Genomic DNA, 14,816 nt, shown 5'->3' on the forward strand with positions numbered 1-14,816 from the left:
AGTAGCGTGAATCCTCCTTCATTAATCGCACGAATCGCTTGGTGGTTGGGCTGGCTGGTGACGGCGGCGCTGCTAGCGGGGGCCGCGTCCGGCGCGTACTCCCTCGTATCCGCCGACGGCGGGACGCCCCTGGCGGGCTGCGACGTAATCGCCGGCGGCGACTGCGACGCGGTGCTGCAGAGCCCCTGGGCCACCTGGGCCGGCCTGCCGGTCAGCAAGCTGGGTTTCGGCCTCTACTGCGCATTCGGGGCCGGCTGGCTGCTGGTGCCCCTGGGGGGCCCCATCGGCCGGATCGGCTGGTGGTTGGTCGACATCTGTGTCCCGGCGGCACTGGGGGGCGCCCCGTGGTTTATCGCCCTTCAGGCCGTGGCGGTTGGCCACTGGTGCGTCTGGTGCCTGGTGGTGCACGCCTGCGGCGTACTGGCGGCCCTGCTGGCGATCCTGCTGAGGCACGCAGCCTCGCGGCAAGCGGCCCCTTCCAGGCCTGTTCTGGCGAACCTGCTGATGACGCAGCCCGGGAGCCGAACTCGCCCCGCTTCGCAGTGGTTTGCGGCGCCCCCTGGATTGGGGGTTCCGACCGCGATCGGCGTGCTTGGGCTCGTGGCGCTGGTTGGGGTGCAGATCTTCTACCCCCCCCAACGGTTCGAGGTGCTAACCGACCTGCCGGCAGAACTAGATTTCGATCTAGCCGCCGATCGGCCCTCCACGGGCCCCGCGATCGCCCAGGGTGGGGGCTTCGACAGCGGGCCCCTCGCAATGGACCAGGCCGACGCGCAGGAGCAGGAAGACGCCGACTCCTCCCCCGGCGTGGAAGGCTTCACGCCCCCCGCGATCCCGGCCGGCCCCCCGCGCAGGCCGTTGGGCGAGCGGGTGATCCAGGTCCTAGACGGCAAGCTGCGGCTCAACGCGTACGATCATCCCATCCTCGGTTCGCCCGAGGCCCAGTACGTGGTCGTCGAGATCATGGACTACGCCTGTAGCGAGTGCCGCAAGACGCAGCCGCTGATCTTCGAGGCGCTGCAGCGGTTCGATGGCAAGGTCGCCGTCGTGGTGCTGCCGTGGCCGACCGACGTGCTGTGCAACTCATACGTGAAGAAGCCGAAGCCGGAAGGGCGGGGCTCGTGCCGGTTGGTGCAGTTGGCGATTGCCGTAGCGCGGGCAGACCCCGATGCGTTTGCCGCCTACCACGCCTGGCTGACGCGCGACCCGAAAAAGGCCGCGAAGTTTATGTCGGCGCGGATCGAAGCCGAGAAGTTCGTCGATGTAAACAGCTTGCGGCGCGAGTACGACGATCCCAAGACAGAGCAACTGCGGCAGCAGTACATCGAGCTGTTCGCCCAGTTGGCGCAGGGCCGCAACCTGCGTCTGCCGTGCCAGATCGTGGGCAACTCTATCGTGAGCGGCGCGCCGGAGAACCTGGAATCGCTGATCGAGGTATGGGAAAAGCACCTCGGAATCAAAGCGTCGCCCGCGCCGTGAGCCCGCGCCCCTCCGCGCAGCGAAGCGAAACGATGCGCGCCGTGAAGAGCCGCGACACGGGGCCAGAACTGCGCGTGGCGGAGTTGCTGCGGTCGGCCGGCGTACGCTACCGGCGCGACGTGGCGCGGCTCCCCGGGCGGCCCGACTTTGTGATCGCCTCGGCCAAGACGGTGGTCTTCGTCCACGGCTGCTTCTGGCACGGCCACCACTGCCCGCGGGGCGCCCGCGTGCCGAAGCAAAACCGCAAGTACTGGCAAGAGAAGGTCGCCCGCAACCGTCGCCGCGACCGCCGGGTCGCCCGCCAGTTGCGGGCAGAGGGTTACTCTGTATGGACGGTGTGGGAGTGCCGGCTCAAACACGAGGGGCTCTCCAAGCGGTTGCTCACTCGACTTGTGGCGGGCCCAGCGAACTAGCCCCAGGAGCGAGGCACGGATCGGCCAACCCTTTGATCAGCGTCGTACGGTGAATCCTCCGCCGATCCCTCCGGGGGCTGACGCCCACGGCTCGCCTCTTTAGGCTTTGAGGGTTCCTGCAGGGAGGCGCGATGCCCACACTCACTCAACGCCCGCTATTCGATGTCTCCCCGGCGCCCCCACCGGCGCCCGGGCGCACGGCGGCCGAATTCTTCGCCGGCATCGGATTGGCCAGGATCGGCCTGGAGCAAGCAGGCTGGGAAGTGGTGCTGGCCAACGACCTCGATCCCAGCAAGCAGCGGTTGTACGAGGGGCACTTCGGGCCATCGACGCACTACCTGCTGGAAGACGTGCATCGGCTCGCCGAGCGCCCCGAGTGCGTGCCCGATGTCTCGCTAGCGCACGCGTCGTTCCCCTGCACCGACCTCTCCCTGGCCGGCGCCCGGCGCGGACTCGACTCGGGGCAGTCGTCCGCCTTCTGGGGCTTTCACCAACTGCTGGAGGCGATGCACGACCGGCGCCCACCGCTGGTGCTGCTGGAGAACGTCACCGGTCTGCTCAATTCGCACGGCGGCCGCGACCTGCACGCCCTGCTCCGTTCGCTCAATCGGCTAGGCTACGCCGTCGATGCGCTCGTGCTCGACGCGGCCCACTTCGTCCCCCAGAGCCGGCCGCGGTTGTTTGTGATCGGCAAGCGGCGGGCGCCGCGCGACCGCGATCTCCGCCCCGACACGCTCGCCCCCTCCCCTACCCGACCCGCCAAGCTGATCGAGGCGATCCGCGCCGCCGGCGATATCGACTGGTCCATCGCTCAGCTCCCAGAGCCGCCACCGTATGGCGCCGTGCGGCTCGAGTCGGTGCTGGACGACGTGCCGCTCGACTCGCCGCAGTGGTGGAGCCGCGATCGGGCCGAGTACCTGCTGTCGCAGATGAGCGCCCGCCACCGCTGCGCGGCCGACGCCATGATCGGGGGCAAACGCTGGAGCTACGGCACGGTGTTCCGCCGTGTACGACACGGGCGGTCGATGGCGGAGCTGCGGACCGACGGGCTGGCCGGCTGCCTGCGGACCCCCAAGGGGGGGAGCGGTCGGCAGATCCTATTCCAGGCCGGCGATGGCGAGCACCACTCCCGCCTGCTGAACGCCGACGAGTGCGCCCGGCTGATGGGGGCGCCCGGCTACCGCGTCACCTGCCGGCTGAACGAGGCGCTGTTTGGCTTCGGCGACGCGGTGTGCGTGCCGGCGGTGACGTGGATCGCCCAACACGTGCTGAACCCGGCGCTCGAGGCTCGCTAGGCGGGGGCGTCCGGCGGGCCCTTCTTGAGCACCAGCGACGCGCTCTGTTCAAGGACGTCCAGCGCCGCTAGGTCCGCCAGGCCCATGGTCGCCTTGGCGTCCGGCGCGTCGCTCTTGATGATTGCGCGCAGCTCCTCCGAAACCAACAGAGCGCTGGCGGGGCGGTCGGCGGGCGACTTGGCGAGCAGGCGATCGACCAGCAACGCGAGCGCTGGCGGCGTGGCCGGCGCCAGCTCGAGCAGGTTGGGTGGCGCGTTCGACACGTGCTGCCGGAGCAGCTCTCCCTGAGATCGGCCCCGGAACGGCAGGCCACCGGTGAGCATCTCAAACAGAATCACTCCCAGGGCGTAGAGGTCGGCCGCAAACGTCACCTGGTCGGGGTGGGTCACCTGCTCCGGCGGGATGTAACGCGGCGTTCCCAGCACCTGGCCGTGGAGCGTGAGCGCGTGCAGCTTGGTGTCGCGGGCGAGCCCGAAGTCGCCGATCTTCACCATCCCGCCCGACGACAAGAACAGGTTGGCCGGCTTCAGGTCGCGGTGGATCACACCGCGGTCGTGCGCGTGCGCCAGACCGAGCGCCACCTGACCAGCGATCCGCGCAGCATTCCGCCAAGAGAGCACGTGCAGCTTCGCTAGCGAGTGCTTGAGCGTCAGCGCGTCGATGTACTCCATCACGGAGTAGATCTGATCGTGGTCGATGCCGCAGTCGATGTGACGGACGATGTTCGGGTGGTTGAGCTTCTGCAGTACCGTAATCTCGCGGACGAAGCGGTTCTGCTCCGAAGGGTTGCAGGCCGCTTGCGAGCGCAGCACCTTGAGCGCAACAATCTCTCCGGTCGTGAGTGATTGAGCCTTGTGGACCGACCCGTAGGAGCCCTCGCCCAGCAGCTTGATCAGCTCGTATCCGCCGAGCGTCGCTTGGCTCACAGCACTCCCCTCTGGCGTAGGTCCGCGGTGCGGAAAGCACCCTCACGGGTCACGCCATGATACGTGCTGGGACGCCTGTATGCTAGAAACACCTCACTGGTTCGCACTCTGCCAGCTTGGCGGTCGAGTATCACCGCCGGGCGCGGATCGCCTCAATCAACGACGGCTTGTTGAGCTTGCTGCGCCCCTCGATGCCCAGATCTGCCGCCAGGTTTCTCAGCTCGTCGACGGTGCGGTCTTCGTACGCCGTGTTGGGGTTTCCGGTTCCTTGGGTCGTCCGGTTGGGGGTGCGGCCCTCATTCCGACGCTGTTTATTTACGGTGCGGGCCGCGATTTCCTCGGCGCGATCCTCCGACTTGCCACGCTCCTGCACGCTCTGCTTGACGTGCTCGTACTGCCTTTCGTCCTTATCGCACCATGCACGCGGCATTGTGGTCTCCTGGCCGTCCGGGCGGCCTGTGAGGGTGCAAAACGGGTATCGCCCGGCCCCGCGTTAACCACGTGGCCGGCGCCGACGATGCAGTGGTGCAAACCGCGAGCCGGTCGGTGGGCCTCATTCTTTGTCGGCGGGCATTACCGACGTCGTCCATTCCATGGCATGGCAGGAGGGGCACGACGGCTCGGTCGCCCCGCCGCGCCGGCGCGTCAGCCCGCAGCGGCGGCAGCTCTGCAAGCCCGGAGCCGGGTCGGGGTCGGGCGGGCCTCCGTCCGGTGAGGTGGGCAGTACGGAGAGCCCCGCCCGTGGGCTCGCGAAGCGCAGAACGCTCAGCTTCCCCGAGGGCTCCAAGAAGGCCAACTCGACCTCCCCTAGCTGCCGGACCCCCTGTTCGCGTAGGGCCTGGAACAGGTCTTCACACGACAGCTCTTCGCAGTGCAGGTTGTCGCAATTAATCGTCCCTTGGTAGACCAGCAACCTGGGGCTGCTCATCAGGGCGCGTTCGATCCGCGGGTGCTTCTCGGTCATAACAGAGAGCAGTTGCTGCATGCCCACGATCAACGCGATCACCAGCATCGTGTGCAGCAGTGGGACGTCGTCGTAGAACATCGGGTCGCCAACGGCCGACCCAAGCGCGATGATGATGGCAAACTCAAACGGGGTGAGGTTCCCCATGCCACGCTTGCCCATCCAGCGCAACAACACCAGCGTGTAGCCGAAGATCACGATCGTGCGGAACGCCACCTCCAATAAGAACCACAGCGGTTTGTCGCCGAGGAAGATGCGTTGCAGGTCAAATTCGATCATGGCGGCTAGCCAACGCCGCAATTGGCGTGCCGCGGCACAGTGGCGGGGGTTAACGCTGGACCTGGTCTTCCATCATCTGCCGGGCGGACTGCTGAGCCTGGTCCCAGTCGCCTCGCGCTGCTTTCTCGGCGATCGCAAGCAGCCAGAGGGCCTCGCGGTGCGATAGGTCGCCCGCCGCCTGCGACGCCTCGACCTGCGTCCTTAGGCCGTCCAACCGGTCTGCGGCTTGGCGGTTGGTGATCGCCACCAGCGCCTGCGCGTAGCGGTACGCCTCGTGGCTCACAGGTCCGTAGCCGCAGCCAGTGATCATCACAAGCGCGCAGGCCAAGCCGCGCCGGGCCGAGACGCCTAAGTTGGCGGGGTTCATAGCTCTTTCTCCAAGACTTCTTCTTCTGCGATGCTCGACATTTCTGCCCACAGGATCAGGTCGACGTCGTCGCTGACGAACCGGGTCGAGGCGTCTCCCAAGCAGACGTTGCCTCCCCCCGGGTGCGTGGCGTACATCTGGCCGACGTGGTAGGTGGGGTAGTTCACGGGGTGGATGATCGGCAGCCCGGTGATGTCGAGCTCGCCGCCAGACGGCCCACCGTGCACCAGCACCAGCGTCGCCGCGGCGTCGGCGCCGTTCTCGGGGGTGGTGAAACGCGGCGGCGTCGAGCCGCCGGGGACGACGCCGACCCAGGTCTTGTCGCTCAGCTCCGCGGCGTGCTCACCGAGAAAGATCGTCTTTGATAGGCCATCGGTCACTTCGCGGAAGCGCACGTCCGAGTTGCGGAAGAACGGCCCATCGGCAACCACAGAAACGTCGCCGTTGTGGGTGATCTCTTTTGTCTGGCTCGTGTAAATATTGGTGAACACCAGCGTCGTGGGGGTGGCGCCGCACTCGCCCCAGCACGATTCTTGCCCGTGGCTAGCGACGTAGTTCGACCGGCCGACCTCGACCGTGGTTCCAGCGATCGTAACAGGGGCGCCGGCGGCATCGACCACGAGGAACGGGTTCTTCGGTCCGGGGTCGGACGGGCAGAGCAGCGTCGGGATCGTGGCGAGGATGGCCGGCTTGTGCCGCGGCGCCCATAGCGGCACGTCGTAGTCGATCTGGTCGGCGGTCGCTGTTTCTTCCAGGTAGGGGAGCAGGTAGGCGGTCCACCCCCAGCCGGGGGGCGCGTCCCAGGTCTGCGGGTCGCGGAGCGGCGACGGGGGTGTGGTGCGCGAGAGCGATGCGTACCCCGGCGGCAGCTTTCGCTGGGCGCCCTCGAAGTTGTGGAGCGCCAGGCCGAGCTGCTTGAGCTGGCTGCCGCACTGCGTCCGTCGGGCCGCCTCGCGGGCGGCTTGCACCGCCGGCAGCAGCAGCGCGATCAGCAGCCCGATGATGGCGATCACCACCAGCAGCTCTACCAAGGTGAAGCCGCTGGCAGATCGGGTGGGCGCTGTTCGCATGGCGGGCTCGCGGGAAGATGGGATAAAGTGTAGCCGTGGCTACATTTGCCGCAAAGTGTAGCCACGGGTACAATGCAAGTCAACCTCTCAGGACACAGGATTGTTCAGCTCCCTATGCCCGACCCCTCCCCTTCCGCCGACGCCCACCGCCGCACCCGCCGCGACCACGCCGCGGAAACCGCCGAAGACTACGTCGAAGCGATCGACGACCTCACCCAAGAGGCGGGCGTCTGCCGCGTGGTCGATCTCGCCAAACGCTTCGCCGTGAGCCACGTTACCGTCACCCGCACGGTGACCAGGCTCGTACGAGACGGCCTGGCCGAGACGGAGCCCTACGCCCCGATCCGGTTGACTCCCAAAGGGAAGCGTCTCGCGTCCGCGGCGCGAAAGCGCCACGGCATCGTGCTTGACTTTTTGCGGGCGATCGGGGTCCGCGAGGGGGTGGCGCTGATCGACGCCGAAGGGATCGAGCACCACGTGAGCGCCGAAACGCTTAGGCGGTTCGCGGAGCTGACCCTGCAGCTCCGAAGCGCAGGAAACGAGAAGGTCTCAGCCCACTAGCCGTCAGAGTATGACCTGGGTCGACTCCGACCCCGACACCGGGCGCCCCACCTGTTGAGGTTCTGGCACTACGAACTCAGGGTGATCTCGATCAGCTCATTCAGATTCCCCGACCGCAGCCCTTCGAGGTCGATCGTCACGGCAGAAAAGCCGATATCGCGGAAACGTTGCGCCAATTCCGTACGCACCAGATGAGCGCACAGCCGCGCAATCTCGTCCGCGGGGACCTCGATCCGCGCCAGCTCACCGGGGTGCAGGCGAACGCGCAAATCGGTCGCCCCCAACGAACGGACGTAGCGTTCTGCCTGTTCGATCATCCCGAGCCTCTCTGGGGTGACCTGCACGCCGTAAGCGATCCGGCTCGCAAGGCAGGGCGCGGCCGGCTTGTCCCAGACAGACAGGTCCCAGTGCTTGGCGAGGGCGCGGACGTCGGCCTTGGTCATGCCGCACTCGACCAGCGGGCTGCGGACCTCGAAGTCGCGGGCCGCTTGCATCCCCGGGCGGTAGTCACCTAGATCGTCGGAGTTGGCGCCGTTGCACAGCACGGCCAGGCCGAGCTCTTGCGCGACGCGCTCGACGTGGGTGTACAGCTCGGTCTTGCAGTGGAAGCAGCGGTCCGGCGCGTTGCGGATGTAGCCCGGCTGCTGCGATTCGTCTGTGGGAACCTCGATGTGCCGGACGCCGACTTGGGCCGCAAGGCGGCGCGCATCGGCCAGCTCGCTCTGGGCCAGCGCGGGACCCACGCCCGTCACCGCCACCCCCCGCTCGCCTAGCGCCAGGCAGGCCGCCTTGACCACGACGGTGCTGTCGACCCCGGCGGAGAACGCCACGGCGCACGAGCCGTAGCCCTTGAGCGTGTCGGTCAGCCGGCGCGCCAGGTCGGCCGGGTCGCGGGGGGCGGCGGGGGCGTTGTTCACGGCTGAGAGTCCGCGTCGTGGGGGTCGATCGGCGCGTGCGGGCCGCCGAGGTTCTCGAGCTGGTCACGGAGCCGCGACGCCTCTTCGTAGCGTTCTTCGGCGACGGCCTCTTCGAGCCGCCGCTCGAGCCGCGCGGCGGGGTCGATCGCCGCGGCGTCGACCGTCGGCCCTTCTTCGCCGGCGAGCCCCTCCACCTCCGTTCGCCAGCGACGGAGCGAGACCAGCTCGGACACCTCGTCGGCTTGATCCTGCTGCCCGCGTTCGTCCAAGAAGGCCTCGATCGATACGACCCCGGCCGTGATCGCCCCGAGCGCGGCGTCCCACTGCCGCAGCTCGATCAGCGGCGTGGCCACCGCGCGGGCGTGCATCATCGTCACGTACGGGCGCCATTGGTCGAATTGCCGTTTGTCGCGTTCGTGGGCGGCGTGGCGTTGGACAAACTCGAACAGCCGCAGGTTGCGGCGGGTGTCGCGGGCGCACAGCTCATACCAGCCGAGCCGCCAGAAGCAGATGTAGCGGTGGTAGAACTGGGCCCCTTCGCGCATCAGTTCCGAGCAGGCCATCGAGTCGAGCTGGTACGGGGCGCCGTCTGGGTTCGCGGTGTCGTGCTCACGCTGGCGGTTGCGGCAGAAGTCGAGCAGCGACTCGGCGCCGTCGAAGGTCTGCCCGTCGGGCCGACCGTCGCGGTTCATCTGCATCACCCCCAGGTCGATCCGAAGCTGGATCTTCGGCACGCCGTCCTCGCCCTGTATAGCGCGCACGCTGAGCCCCGAGGGGTCAAAGGGCCAGTCGGCCAAGATCGGCTGGAGGTCTTTGGAAGCCACAAGCAATCGCGGGTTGTGCGGGGGTGTTCCACGAACAGGGCACGCAGCAATTTGGCCTGGGCCCGCTCCTATCGTAGGCGCGTGGGCGGTCCCGTCCAACGCCGGATCGCAGCGACCACAAGGGGCCGGCGCCACGCGGCGATCAGCCGCGGGTGGGCCTTCTGGCGTCCGAACGCACCGTGGCAGCGCCTCGCACCCCTCTCGGGCGTACGTGCGATGGGCAGGAGTCTCGTGTCCCGGGGCCGGTTCGTGGGATCAGATCGAGTTCGAGTCCCGCGACGAGGCGTCCAGCACTTTCGTGTTGCGTTCGACACCCAGGATGACGGTGCGCTGCTCAACGCCGTCGGGCGAGCTAGCGACCACCGGGATCACCTGCCGACGCTCGGGGAGGTGGATCTTGACCGCAAAACCGCCGTCGGGGCGGATCTCGGCCGGCTCGCCCTGGACGGTGACGTGGGCGTTCGGGCTGGTCGATCCAAAGACGATCAACTCAGCGTCGAGCGCCAATTTCAACGTTTCGCCCCCGACGACCGCCGCGCCGGCGCCGTAGCGGGTGTTTGACGGGCGTCCTAGCTTGCGCCGCAGCCGTTCTTCGAGCAGCTCTTGCAGCTCTAAGCTCACGCCGTCTGCGCTGTAGCCGCCGCTCATGGCGTAGATACGGTCGGCGTTGTCGGCGACGTCTGCCCAGTTGCGGTCCACCATTTCTTCCGAACCGGGCGTCGGAGTCGTGACGGTGTTGCTGCGGGCGAGGCTGAAGAACTGTGCCGTCGAGGTGGCGTAGCCGATTTCGAGCCGAAAGCTAGAAGGGGGATCGGCTACATCGATGTACCAATGGCGCACGCCGCCGTGGATCTCGATCTGCCGCAGCGGCTTGGCGCTGCCGTCGGCCGCGACACGAAACAGCCGCAGGACAGGGCGAGCGGCATGCCAAGCGGGCCCGAGGGCGGACCGCGCCCGTTCAACGCTCTGGGGGGAGAGTTCCCACACCGCGTGCAGCCAGTAGGGGTCGCGGACCATTACCACCAAGCGGTCCCGCGCGGCGGCGCTGTCGCCGGCCAAGTTCTTACGCTCGCTGGCCGTCCGGTTCATCGAACTGATGCGCGCCGGCGTGCGGCGGGGCTTCGCAGTGGGGGCCGTGGCGCGCGTGCCCCGGCCGGTCGTTCGCGCCGTGGCCCGCTTGGTGCTGCTACGCTCCGGGGCGTTCTTCCGGCGTCGGGCCGCCTTCACCAGGGCGTCCACGAGCTCGTCTTTCCGCATCGCGTGCCAACCACTCACGCCTTCGGAGCGGGCCATCTGGGCGAGGTCTTTGCAGCTATATGCACGTAGCGTCGAAGCAGTCATGGAAGCCGATACGAGAGGGGCGAGGGACGCGGCCTGCGGCTCGAACCGGCTGTGGGAAGCATTGCCCCGAACGTAAGTCCTAGGCAATCCACGTACCAAAACCGATCGACACGAACGGATCGCGCCAGCAGTCGTGAGGGACCACAGGCGGACGCCTTCCCTGGCATAGTTCTCAGGCTAATCGACGGCGCGCGATTCTGCAAGCAGATCACGCCCCGGACAGACCTGCCTGTGTGCGTGTAAAGTCTTTATGGAAAAGGCTTTACGGATTGCGGTGTTTCGCAAGGCGGCAAGGTTTGACAGTCTGCGGCTCGTTACGGCAAGTACTTTGTGAAAAAATGCACAAATTCGACCCAAGGGCGTTGACAGTCCGGGTTTGCGGTTCGTAGACTGCTCGACATCGGTGGCGCAAGCGAGTTCACGCCCTCCTGCGGCAAGTCTGCTGGGTTTTCCCTAAAGCGTTTGTTGCAATGGGTTTGCGGCCTGGTGGCGAGTCGGCCAAAGAGGAGCTGGGCGATCGGACTCCTCCCACCGCGCTAGCTAGCTGGTGGGTCGGGCGTCTGACGTTTGTTGGCCTGCTGATGGTGATTCCTGGCTTGCTGGGGTTTTGGCTCGACAGCCAGATCGGTTCGGTCGCCGTGTTCGGCGTGGTGGGGTTCGCGGGAGGCAGCGTGCTCGCGATCCGTTACTTGATCAAGTTGACCGCTGACCAAAGCAGCGGTCGGCCCAAACGCCCTTCGGGTGTTGCGGCCAATAACCGCGAGAAATAGAAACCCTCAGCCGTGATTGCAAGAACGCCCCGATTCCGATTAGCACTGCGACCGATTGCGGCCGTGTGTGCCGTCGCGGTGCTCGTGGCGCCGCTCGCCGGATGGAGCGTTGGGGCCGACGGGTATTGGGCGACCGGGTTGTCGGCCTCTGTTGCGGCGGTCTGCATTTTCACGTCGGCGGTCGTGCTTCCCTGCTTCGGCCTGGCGGCCGTTGGGCTAGCGCCGCTGATGGTGAATTTACTGCTCCGCTTGGGGGTGTTCCTGACCACAGCGGCGGTCATCGCTCGGTTTTCCGGCGACCCAATGGCGGTTCTCGTGACAGCCCCGTTCTACGCAACCCTTCTGGCGGTTGATGCGATGGCCGTAATGGGCCACACTTCCCGCACGAATCAAGCCGGCCCCACAAACCAAGCCGGCCCGTCGCGTGTAGGGCGCTCGATCGTCGCTGCTTCCTGATCCCTGGCTGAATTAACCTGCGGTAGCTTTCGAATGGCGGAATCTCGTGATCCCATGTCGCCGGCCGAGCTGTTCAGCCACGTGCAGGACGCGCCGTACTTCCATTTCCCACGCTCGATCGGCAACAAGGGCCACGTCTCGCTCCCCCAGCCCTTTGCTCGTGTGGTTGAGGATGAGCACCACGCCGATGGGAGCGCAGCTCACGAAGGTGCGGGCCACGATGGGGGGGACCACGGCGGTGGCGACCACCACGTTCAATACGCGTCAATCTGGGCGCCCCACACGGGCAACAATCTGATCGACACCACGGTCCAGCCACTCGACCTGGTGTTCACCAAATTCATGCTGCTCGAAGCGGTCGTGGCGCTCATCTGCGTCGCCCTGTTCGGCCTGCTCGCAAGCCGGCTGCTCAAGGGTGGCGGCCCGCGGGGCATGTTGACCAACCTGTTCGAGGCGATGCTGGTGTTCATCCGCGAGCAGGTCGCCAAGCCGACCATCGGCGAGCACGACGCGGACCGCTTTGTCCCGTTCCTGTGGACGATCTTCTTCTTCGTGCTGGGCTGCAACCTGCTGGGGATGGTCCCCTGGATGGGCACCGCCACCGGCGCGTTGGCCACCACCGCGGCGCTTGCCCTGGTGACGTTTGGCATGGTGTTGAAGGTAGGGATTGAGAAGATGGGCTTCGTGGGCTTCTTGAAGGCCCAGGTCCCGGCGATGGACCTCCCCAAGCCGATCGGCTACATCCTGGTGCCGCTGATCTTTGCGATCGAAATCCTCGGCATGTTCATTAAGCACTTCGTGCTGGCCGTCCGGTTGTTGGCCAACATGATGGCGGGTCACATCGTGCTGGCCGTGATTGTTGGGTTCATCGCGCTGGCGGCCAATTCGCTGCCGGCCCTGGCTACCTACGGTGTGGTTGCCCCTGCCGCAGTGCTGGGGGGCGCTGCCCTGAGTCTGCTCGAACTGTTTGTCGCCTTTTTGCAGGCGTACATTTTTACCTTCCTGTCCGCTTTGTTCATCGGCGCCGCGGCACACCCGCACTAGGCGCCGGCTGAGGACCATTCACCTGTTGGGGAGACCCTGTCCGTGAAGAACTTGTTGATGCTGGTTGTGTGCAGTTTTGCCGTAATGGCCCCGTCGCTTGCGATGGCTCAGGGCGGCACCGTCGAGGAGCAGGTTGAGGTGGCGCAGGCCGAAGGCTACGGCCTATCCGCTCTGGGCAAGGCCATCGGCTCGGGCCTGGTGATCTTGGGCGCCGGTTTTGGCATCGGTCGCATCGGAGGTCAGGCTGTTGAGGCGATGGGCCGCCAGCCCGAGGCCGCCAACAGCATCCAGACCGCGATGCTGATCTCCGCCGCGCTGATCGAAGGCGCCACGTTCTTTGCGCTGATCCTTGTCGGCTTCCTGATGTAGTCCGGCAGCCTGCCCCGCCCGGCAGCGCGGCTGCTCGGGCGTCAACGGCCTAGCCACGGAGCTCTGTATATGAGTCTGCTTCGATATCGCTTCGGCTTGCCGAAGGCTTGGGCACTGCCAGCGACGCTGGCCGTGGCGCTGGTCGCTGCGGTTGTCGCGCCGGCATCCACTGCCTTGGCGGACGAGAACCCAGCGGACGAGGGCCTGATCTCCCAAGAGTTGAGCACGGGAGAAACGCCCCCCAACCCGCTGACGTTCGACCCCGACCTTGCGTTGTGGACCGCCGCGGTCTTCTTCGTGATGCTCGCGGTGCTCACCAAGTTCGCTTGGAAGCCGATCCTGGCGGCCCTCAAGGCCCGCGAGGACGGCATCGCCGGCGACATCGCGTCCGCACTTCAAAAGCACGAAGAGGCCAAGCGCGTGCTTATCGAGCACGAGGCGAAGCTGGCGGGCGCGGCTCAGCAGGTGCGTGAGATGCTGGACGAGGCGCGTCGCGACGCCGAGGCTACCAAGAGCAGCATCGTGGCCGAGGCGACCGCGGCCGCGAAGGCGGAACGCGATCGCGGCGTGCGGGAGATCGACCAGGCACGCGACTCCGCCATCAAGCAGATGGCCGAGCACAGCGCCAACCTGGCGATCGACTTGGCGGCACGTGTGGTCCGGCAAGACATCTCGCAGGACCGGCAGACCGAGATCGTCCGCGAGGCGATGGGGAGCTTCACGGCAAACTCCCCCAGCAACAACTGACGTTCTTCGAGGCGACGGCACGTCATGGCGATTGACCCAAACGCGGTTCCCAAGCACGAGACGGTGATGGATGTCACCGCCGAGCAGATTGCGCGGACCTACGCCGAGGCGTTCCTTGGCGCGGTCGCTGGGGACCCGCAGCGCGGCGAGTGGGTCGAGCAGCTCGAAGCGATCGAGCGAGACGCCATCCGCCCTCACCCGGAGTTCGCCGAAGCGATCCGCAGCGCTTTCGTGTCGCAAGAAGACCGGATCGCGATGTTGGAGCGGGTCTTCGGCGGTCGGGTCGGCGAGCCGGTGCTCAACCTGTTGCGGGTGATGTCGCGTCACAACCGCGCCGAGCTGATCGGTGCCGCGTCGCGGCACGTCCGCAAGATCTACGACGAAGAACAGGGGCGTCGCCGGGTCGAGATCTCGGTCGCCCACCAGCTCTCCCCCGAGCTTCAAGAAGAGATCGTGGGGGGCGTCCGCTCGCGTTTCGGCTTCGAGCCGGTCGTGTCGGTAACGGTCGACCCCTCGCTCGTGGCCGGCATCGTGCTGCGTGTGGGGGACACCGTGTACGACGGTTCGGTGAGCAACGCCTTCCGCAAGGCTCATCAAGCGATCGTGCAGCATGTGATCCAGCGCATCGAAGACAATCCGATGCACTTCCTCAGCGAAGCCGCATCAAACCATTGATACGTCACACCGACTAAGAAGGTTAACCACAGAGCCACGGAGGACACAGAGAAGAAAAGAGCTGGATCGCGATTCCGAGCTCGTCAAGTGAGTATGGCAAGAGGAAAAGATGGGTGTGGGGTTGAGGGTGGCTGCCGCCGTCTCGGTGGCTTCCTAACTCGCCTTCGAGGTGTGGCGACGCTTCGCTTCATCAATCCCTGCTGCTCCTATTCGCTTGATTGGCATGATTCGCGGGGCTGCTCGTTCCCTCTCTGCTTCCCCCCTGGCTAAGTGGTAATCCCAGCGTAGAAGACTGTTCAAAACCTGCCGGCGACCCGTC

At 66.5% G+C, this 14,816-nt stretch carries 17 protein-coding genes; 9 read left to right on the forward strand and 8 right to left on the reverse strand.

The features are described from left to right. Nucleotides 1-6: 6 nt before the first annotated feature. The 3 genes from Pla175_RS09855 (at nt 7) to Pla175_RS09865 (ending at nt 3,187) form a co-directional block, all read left to right on the forward strand. Nucleotides 7-1,479 carry a vitamin K epoxide reductase family protein gene (locus Pla175_RS09855; protein ID WP_145283707.1) on the forward strand — a complete coding sequence of 491 codons (1,473 nt, stop codon included), beginning with the start codon at nt 7-9 and terminating at the stop codon, nt 1,477-1,479. Then, entirely contained in the window at nt 1,437-1,892 is a 456-nt protein-coding gene (locus Pla175_RS09860) for a very short patch repair endonuclease (protein WP_145283710.1), read from the forward strand. The genes Pla175_RS09855 and Pla175_RS09860 overlap by 43 nt, the downstream gene beginning before the upstream one ends. Before the next feature lie 131 nt (nt 1,893-2,023). Continuing rightward, nucleotides 2,024-3,187 carry a DNA cytosine methyltransferase gene (locus Pla175_RS09865; protein ID WP_145283712.1) on the forward strand — a complete coding sequence of 388 codons (1,164 nt, stop codon included), beginning with the start codon at nt 2,024-2,026 and terminating at the stop codon, nt 3,185-3,187. Here the strand turns inward: Pla175_RS09865 and Pla175_RS09870 are convergent. The 5 genes from Pla175_RS09870 to Pla175_RS09890 all read right to left on the reverse strand — a co-directional run bounded on the left by Pla175_RS09870 (nt 3,184) and on the right by Pla175_RS09890 (nt 6,793). Further along, on the reverse strand, nt 3,184-4,113 hold the full coding sequence (locus Pla175_RS09870) for a serine/threonine protein kinase (protein WP_145283714.1): 930 nt from the start codon (nt 4,111-4,113) through the stop codon (nt 3,184-3,186). The two genes, Pla175_RS09865 and Pla175_RS09870, sit on opposite strands and share 4 nt — an antisense overlap. A gap of 130 nt (nt 4,114-4,243) precedes the next feature. Further along, entirely contained in the window at nt 4,244-4,543 is a 300-nt protein-coding gene (locus Pla175_RS09875) for a Rho termination factor N-terminal domain-containing protein (RefSeq protein ID WP_145283716.1), read from the reverse strand. 123 nt (nt 4,544-4,666) lie between these two features. Next, complete coding sequence (locus Pla175_RS09880) at nt 4,667-5,356, reverse strand: DUF421 domain-containing protein (RefSeq protein ID WP_145283718.1); 690 nt, start codon at nt 5,354-5,356, stop codon at nt 4,667-4,669. 49 nt (nt 5,357-5,405) lie between these two features. Beyond that, on the reverse strand, nt 5,406-5,723 hold the full coding sequence (locus Pla175_RS09885) for a hypothetical protein (protein WP_145283720.1): 318 nt from the start codon (nt 5,721-5,723) through the stop codon (nt 5,406-5,408). Beyond that, entirely contained in the window at nt 5,720-6,793 is a 1,074-nt protein-coding gene (locus tag Pla175_RS09890) for a DUF1559 domain-containing protein (protein WP_145283722.1), read from the reverse strand. Before Pla175_RS09890 ends, Pla175_RS09885 begins: the two co-directional genes overlap by 4 nt. Before the next feature lie 114 nt (nt 6,794-6,907). On the opposite strand from Pla175_RS09890, the gene mntR reads away from it, so the two are divergent. Continuing rightward, a complete protein-coding gene (mntR, locus tag Pla175_RS09895; RefSeq protein ID WP_145283725.1) occupies nt 6,908-7,354 on the forward strand; it encodes a manganese-binding transcriptional regulator MntR in 447 nt (148 codons plus the stop codon). A gap of 68 nt (nt 7,355-7,422) precedes the next feature. Here mntR and larE read toward each other — a convergent pair whose 3' ends face one another. From larE to Pla175_RS09910, 3 genes are all read right to left on the reverse strand, one after another. Next, nucleotides 7,423-8,271, reverse strand: a complete 849-nt coding sequence (gene larE / locus Pla175_RS09900) for an ATP-dependent sacrificial sulfur transferase LarE (RefSeq protein ID WP_145283727.1) — start codon at nt 8,269-8,271, stop codon at nt 7,423-7,425. Continuing rightward, a complete protein-coding gene (locus Pla175_RS09905; RefSeq protein WP_231954314.1) occupies nt 8,268-9,095 on the reverse strand; it encodes a UvrB/UvrC motif-containing protein in 828 nt (275 codons plus the stop codon). The genes larE and Pla175_RS09905 overlap by 4 nt, the downstream gene beginning before the upstream one ends. Nucleotides 9,096-9,350: 255 nt before the next feature. Beyond that, on the reverse strand, nt 9,351-10,436 hold the full coding sequence (locus Pla175_RS09910) for a DUF4912 domain-containing protein (RefSeq protein WP_145283732.1): 1,086 nt from the start codon (nt 10,434-10,436) through the stop codon (nt 9,351-9,353). Nucleotides 10,437-10,906: 470 nt separating this feature from the next. On the opposite strand from Pla175_RS09910, the gene Pla175_RS09915 reads away from it, so the two are divergent. From Pla175_RS09915 to atpH, 5 genes are all read left to right on the forward strand, one after another. After that, nucleotides 10,907-11,206, forward strand: coding sequence for a hypothetical protein (locus Pla175_RS09915; protein ID WP_145283734.1), 300 nt, complete (start codon nt 10,907-10,909; stop codon nt 11,204-11,206). Nucleotides 11,207-11,695: 489 nt separating this feature from the next. After that, entirely contained in the window at nt 11,696-12,706 is a 1,011-nt protein-coding gene (gene atpB / locus Pla175_RS09920) for a F0F1 ATP synthase subunit A (protein WP_145283736.1), read from the forward strand. A gap of 42 nt (nt 12,707-12,748) precedes the next feature. Beyond that, on the forward strand, nt 12,749-13,075 hold the full coding sequence (gene atpE / locus Pla175_RS27050) for an ATP synthase F0 subunit C (protein WP_391527856.1): 327 nt from the start codon (nt 12,749-12,751) through the stop codon (nt 13,073-13,075). A 69-nt stretch (nt 13,076-13,144) separates the two neighbouring features. After that, nucleotides 13,145-13,822 (forward strand): F0F1 ATP synthase subunit B, encoded by a 678-nt coding sequence (atpF, locus tag Pla175_RS09930; RefSeq protein ID WP_145283738.1) that lies wholly within the window; start codon nt 13,145-13,147, stop codon nt 13,820-13,822. A 24-nt stretch (nt 13,823-13,846) separates the two neighbouring features. Further along, nucleotides 13,847-14,497 carry an ATP synthase F1 subunit delta gene (gene atpH / locus Pla175_RS09935; RefSeq protein WP_145283740.1) on the forward strand — a complete coding sequence of 217 codons (651 nt, stop codon included), beginning with the start codon at nt 13,847-13,849 and terminating at the stop codon, nt 14,495-14,497. Nucleotides 14,498-14,816: the final 319 nt, after the last annotated feature.

Source organism: Pirellulimonas nuda (genome assembly GCF_007750855.1).
Lineage (GTDB): Bacteria > Planctomycetota > Planctomycetia > Pirellulales > Lacipirellulaceae > Pirellulimonas > Pirellulimonas nuda.

What these genes read in the sequence shown, in the direction of transcription:
- Pla175_RS09910 (WP_145283732.1), bottom strand. Translation starts at nt 10,436, where the DNA reads ATGACTGCTTCGACGCTACGTGCATATAGCTGCAAAGACCTCGCCCAG.
- Pla175_RS09875 (WP_145283716.1), bottom strand. Translation starts at nt 4,543, where the DNA reads ATGCCGCGTGCATGGTGCGATAAGGACGAAAGGCAGTACGAGCACGTC.
- Pla175_RS09885 (WP_145283720.1), bottom strand. Translation starts at nt 5,723, where the DNA reads ATGAACCCCGCCAACTTAGGCGTCTCGGCCCGGCGCGGCTTGGCCTGC.
- atpB (WP_145283736.1), top strand. Translation starts at nt 11,696, where the DNA reads ATGGCGGAATCTCGTGATCCCATGTCGCCGGCCGAGCTGTTCAGCCAC.
- atpF (WP_145283738.1), top strand. Translation starts at nt 13,145, where the DNA reads ATGAGTCTGCTTCGATATCGCTTCGGCTTGCCGAAGGCTTGGGCACTG.
- Pla175_RS09880 (WP_145283718.1), bottom strand. Translation starts at nt 5,356, where the DNA reads ATGATCGAATTTGACCTGCAACGCATCTTCCTCGGCGACAAACCGCTG.
- mntR (WP_145283725.1), top strand. Translation starts at nt 6,908, where the DNA reads ATGCCCGACCCCTCCCCTTCCGCCGACGCCCACCGCCGCACCCGCCGC.
- Pla175_RS09860 (WP_145283710.1), top strand. Translation starts at nt 1,437, where the DNA reads ATGGGAAAAGCACCTCGGAATCAAAGCGTCGCCCGCGCCGTGAGCCCG.
- atpH (WP_145283740.1), top strand. Translation starts at nt 13,847, where the DNA reads ATGGCGATTGACCCAAACGCGGTTCCCAAGCACGAGACGGTGATGGAT.
- Pla175_RS09915 (WP_145283734.1), top strand. Translation starts at nt 10,907, where the DNA reads ATGGGTTTGCGGCCTGGTGGCGAGTCGGCCAAAGAGGAGCTGGGCGAT.
- Pla175_RS09865 (WP_145283712.1), top strand. Translation starts at nt 2,024, where the DNA reads ATGCCCACACTCACTCAACGCCCGCTATTCGATGTCTCCCCGGCGCCC.
- Pla175_RS09890 (WP_145283722.1), bottom strand. Translation starts at nt 6,793, where the DNA reads ATGCGAACAGCGCCCACCCGATCTGCCAGCGGCTTCACCTTGGTAGAG.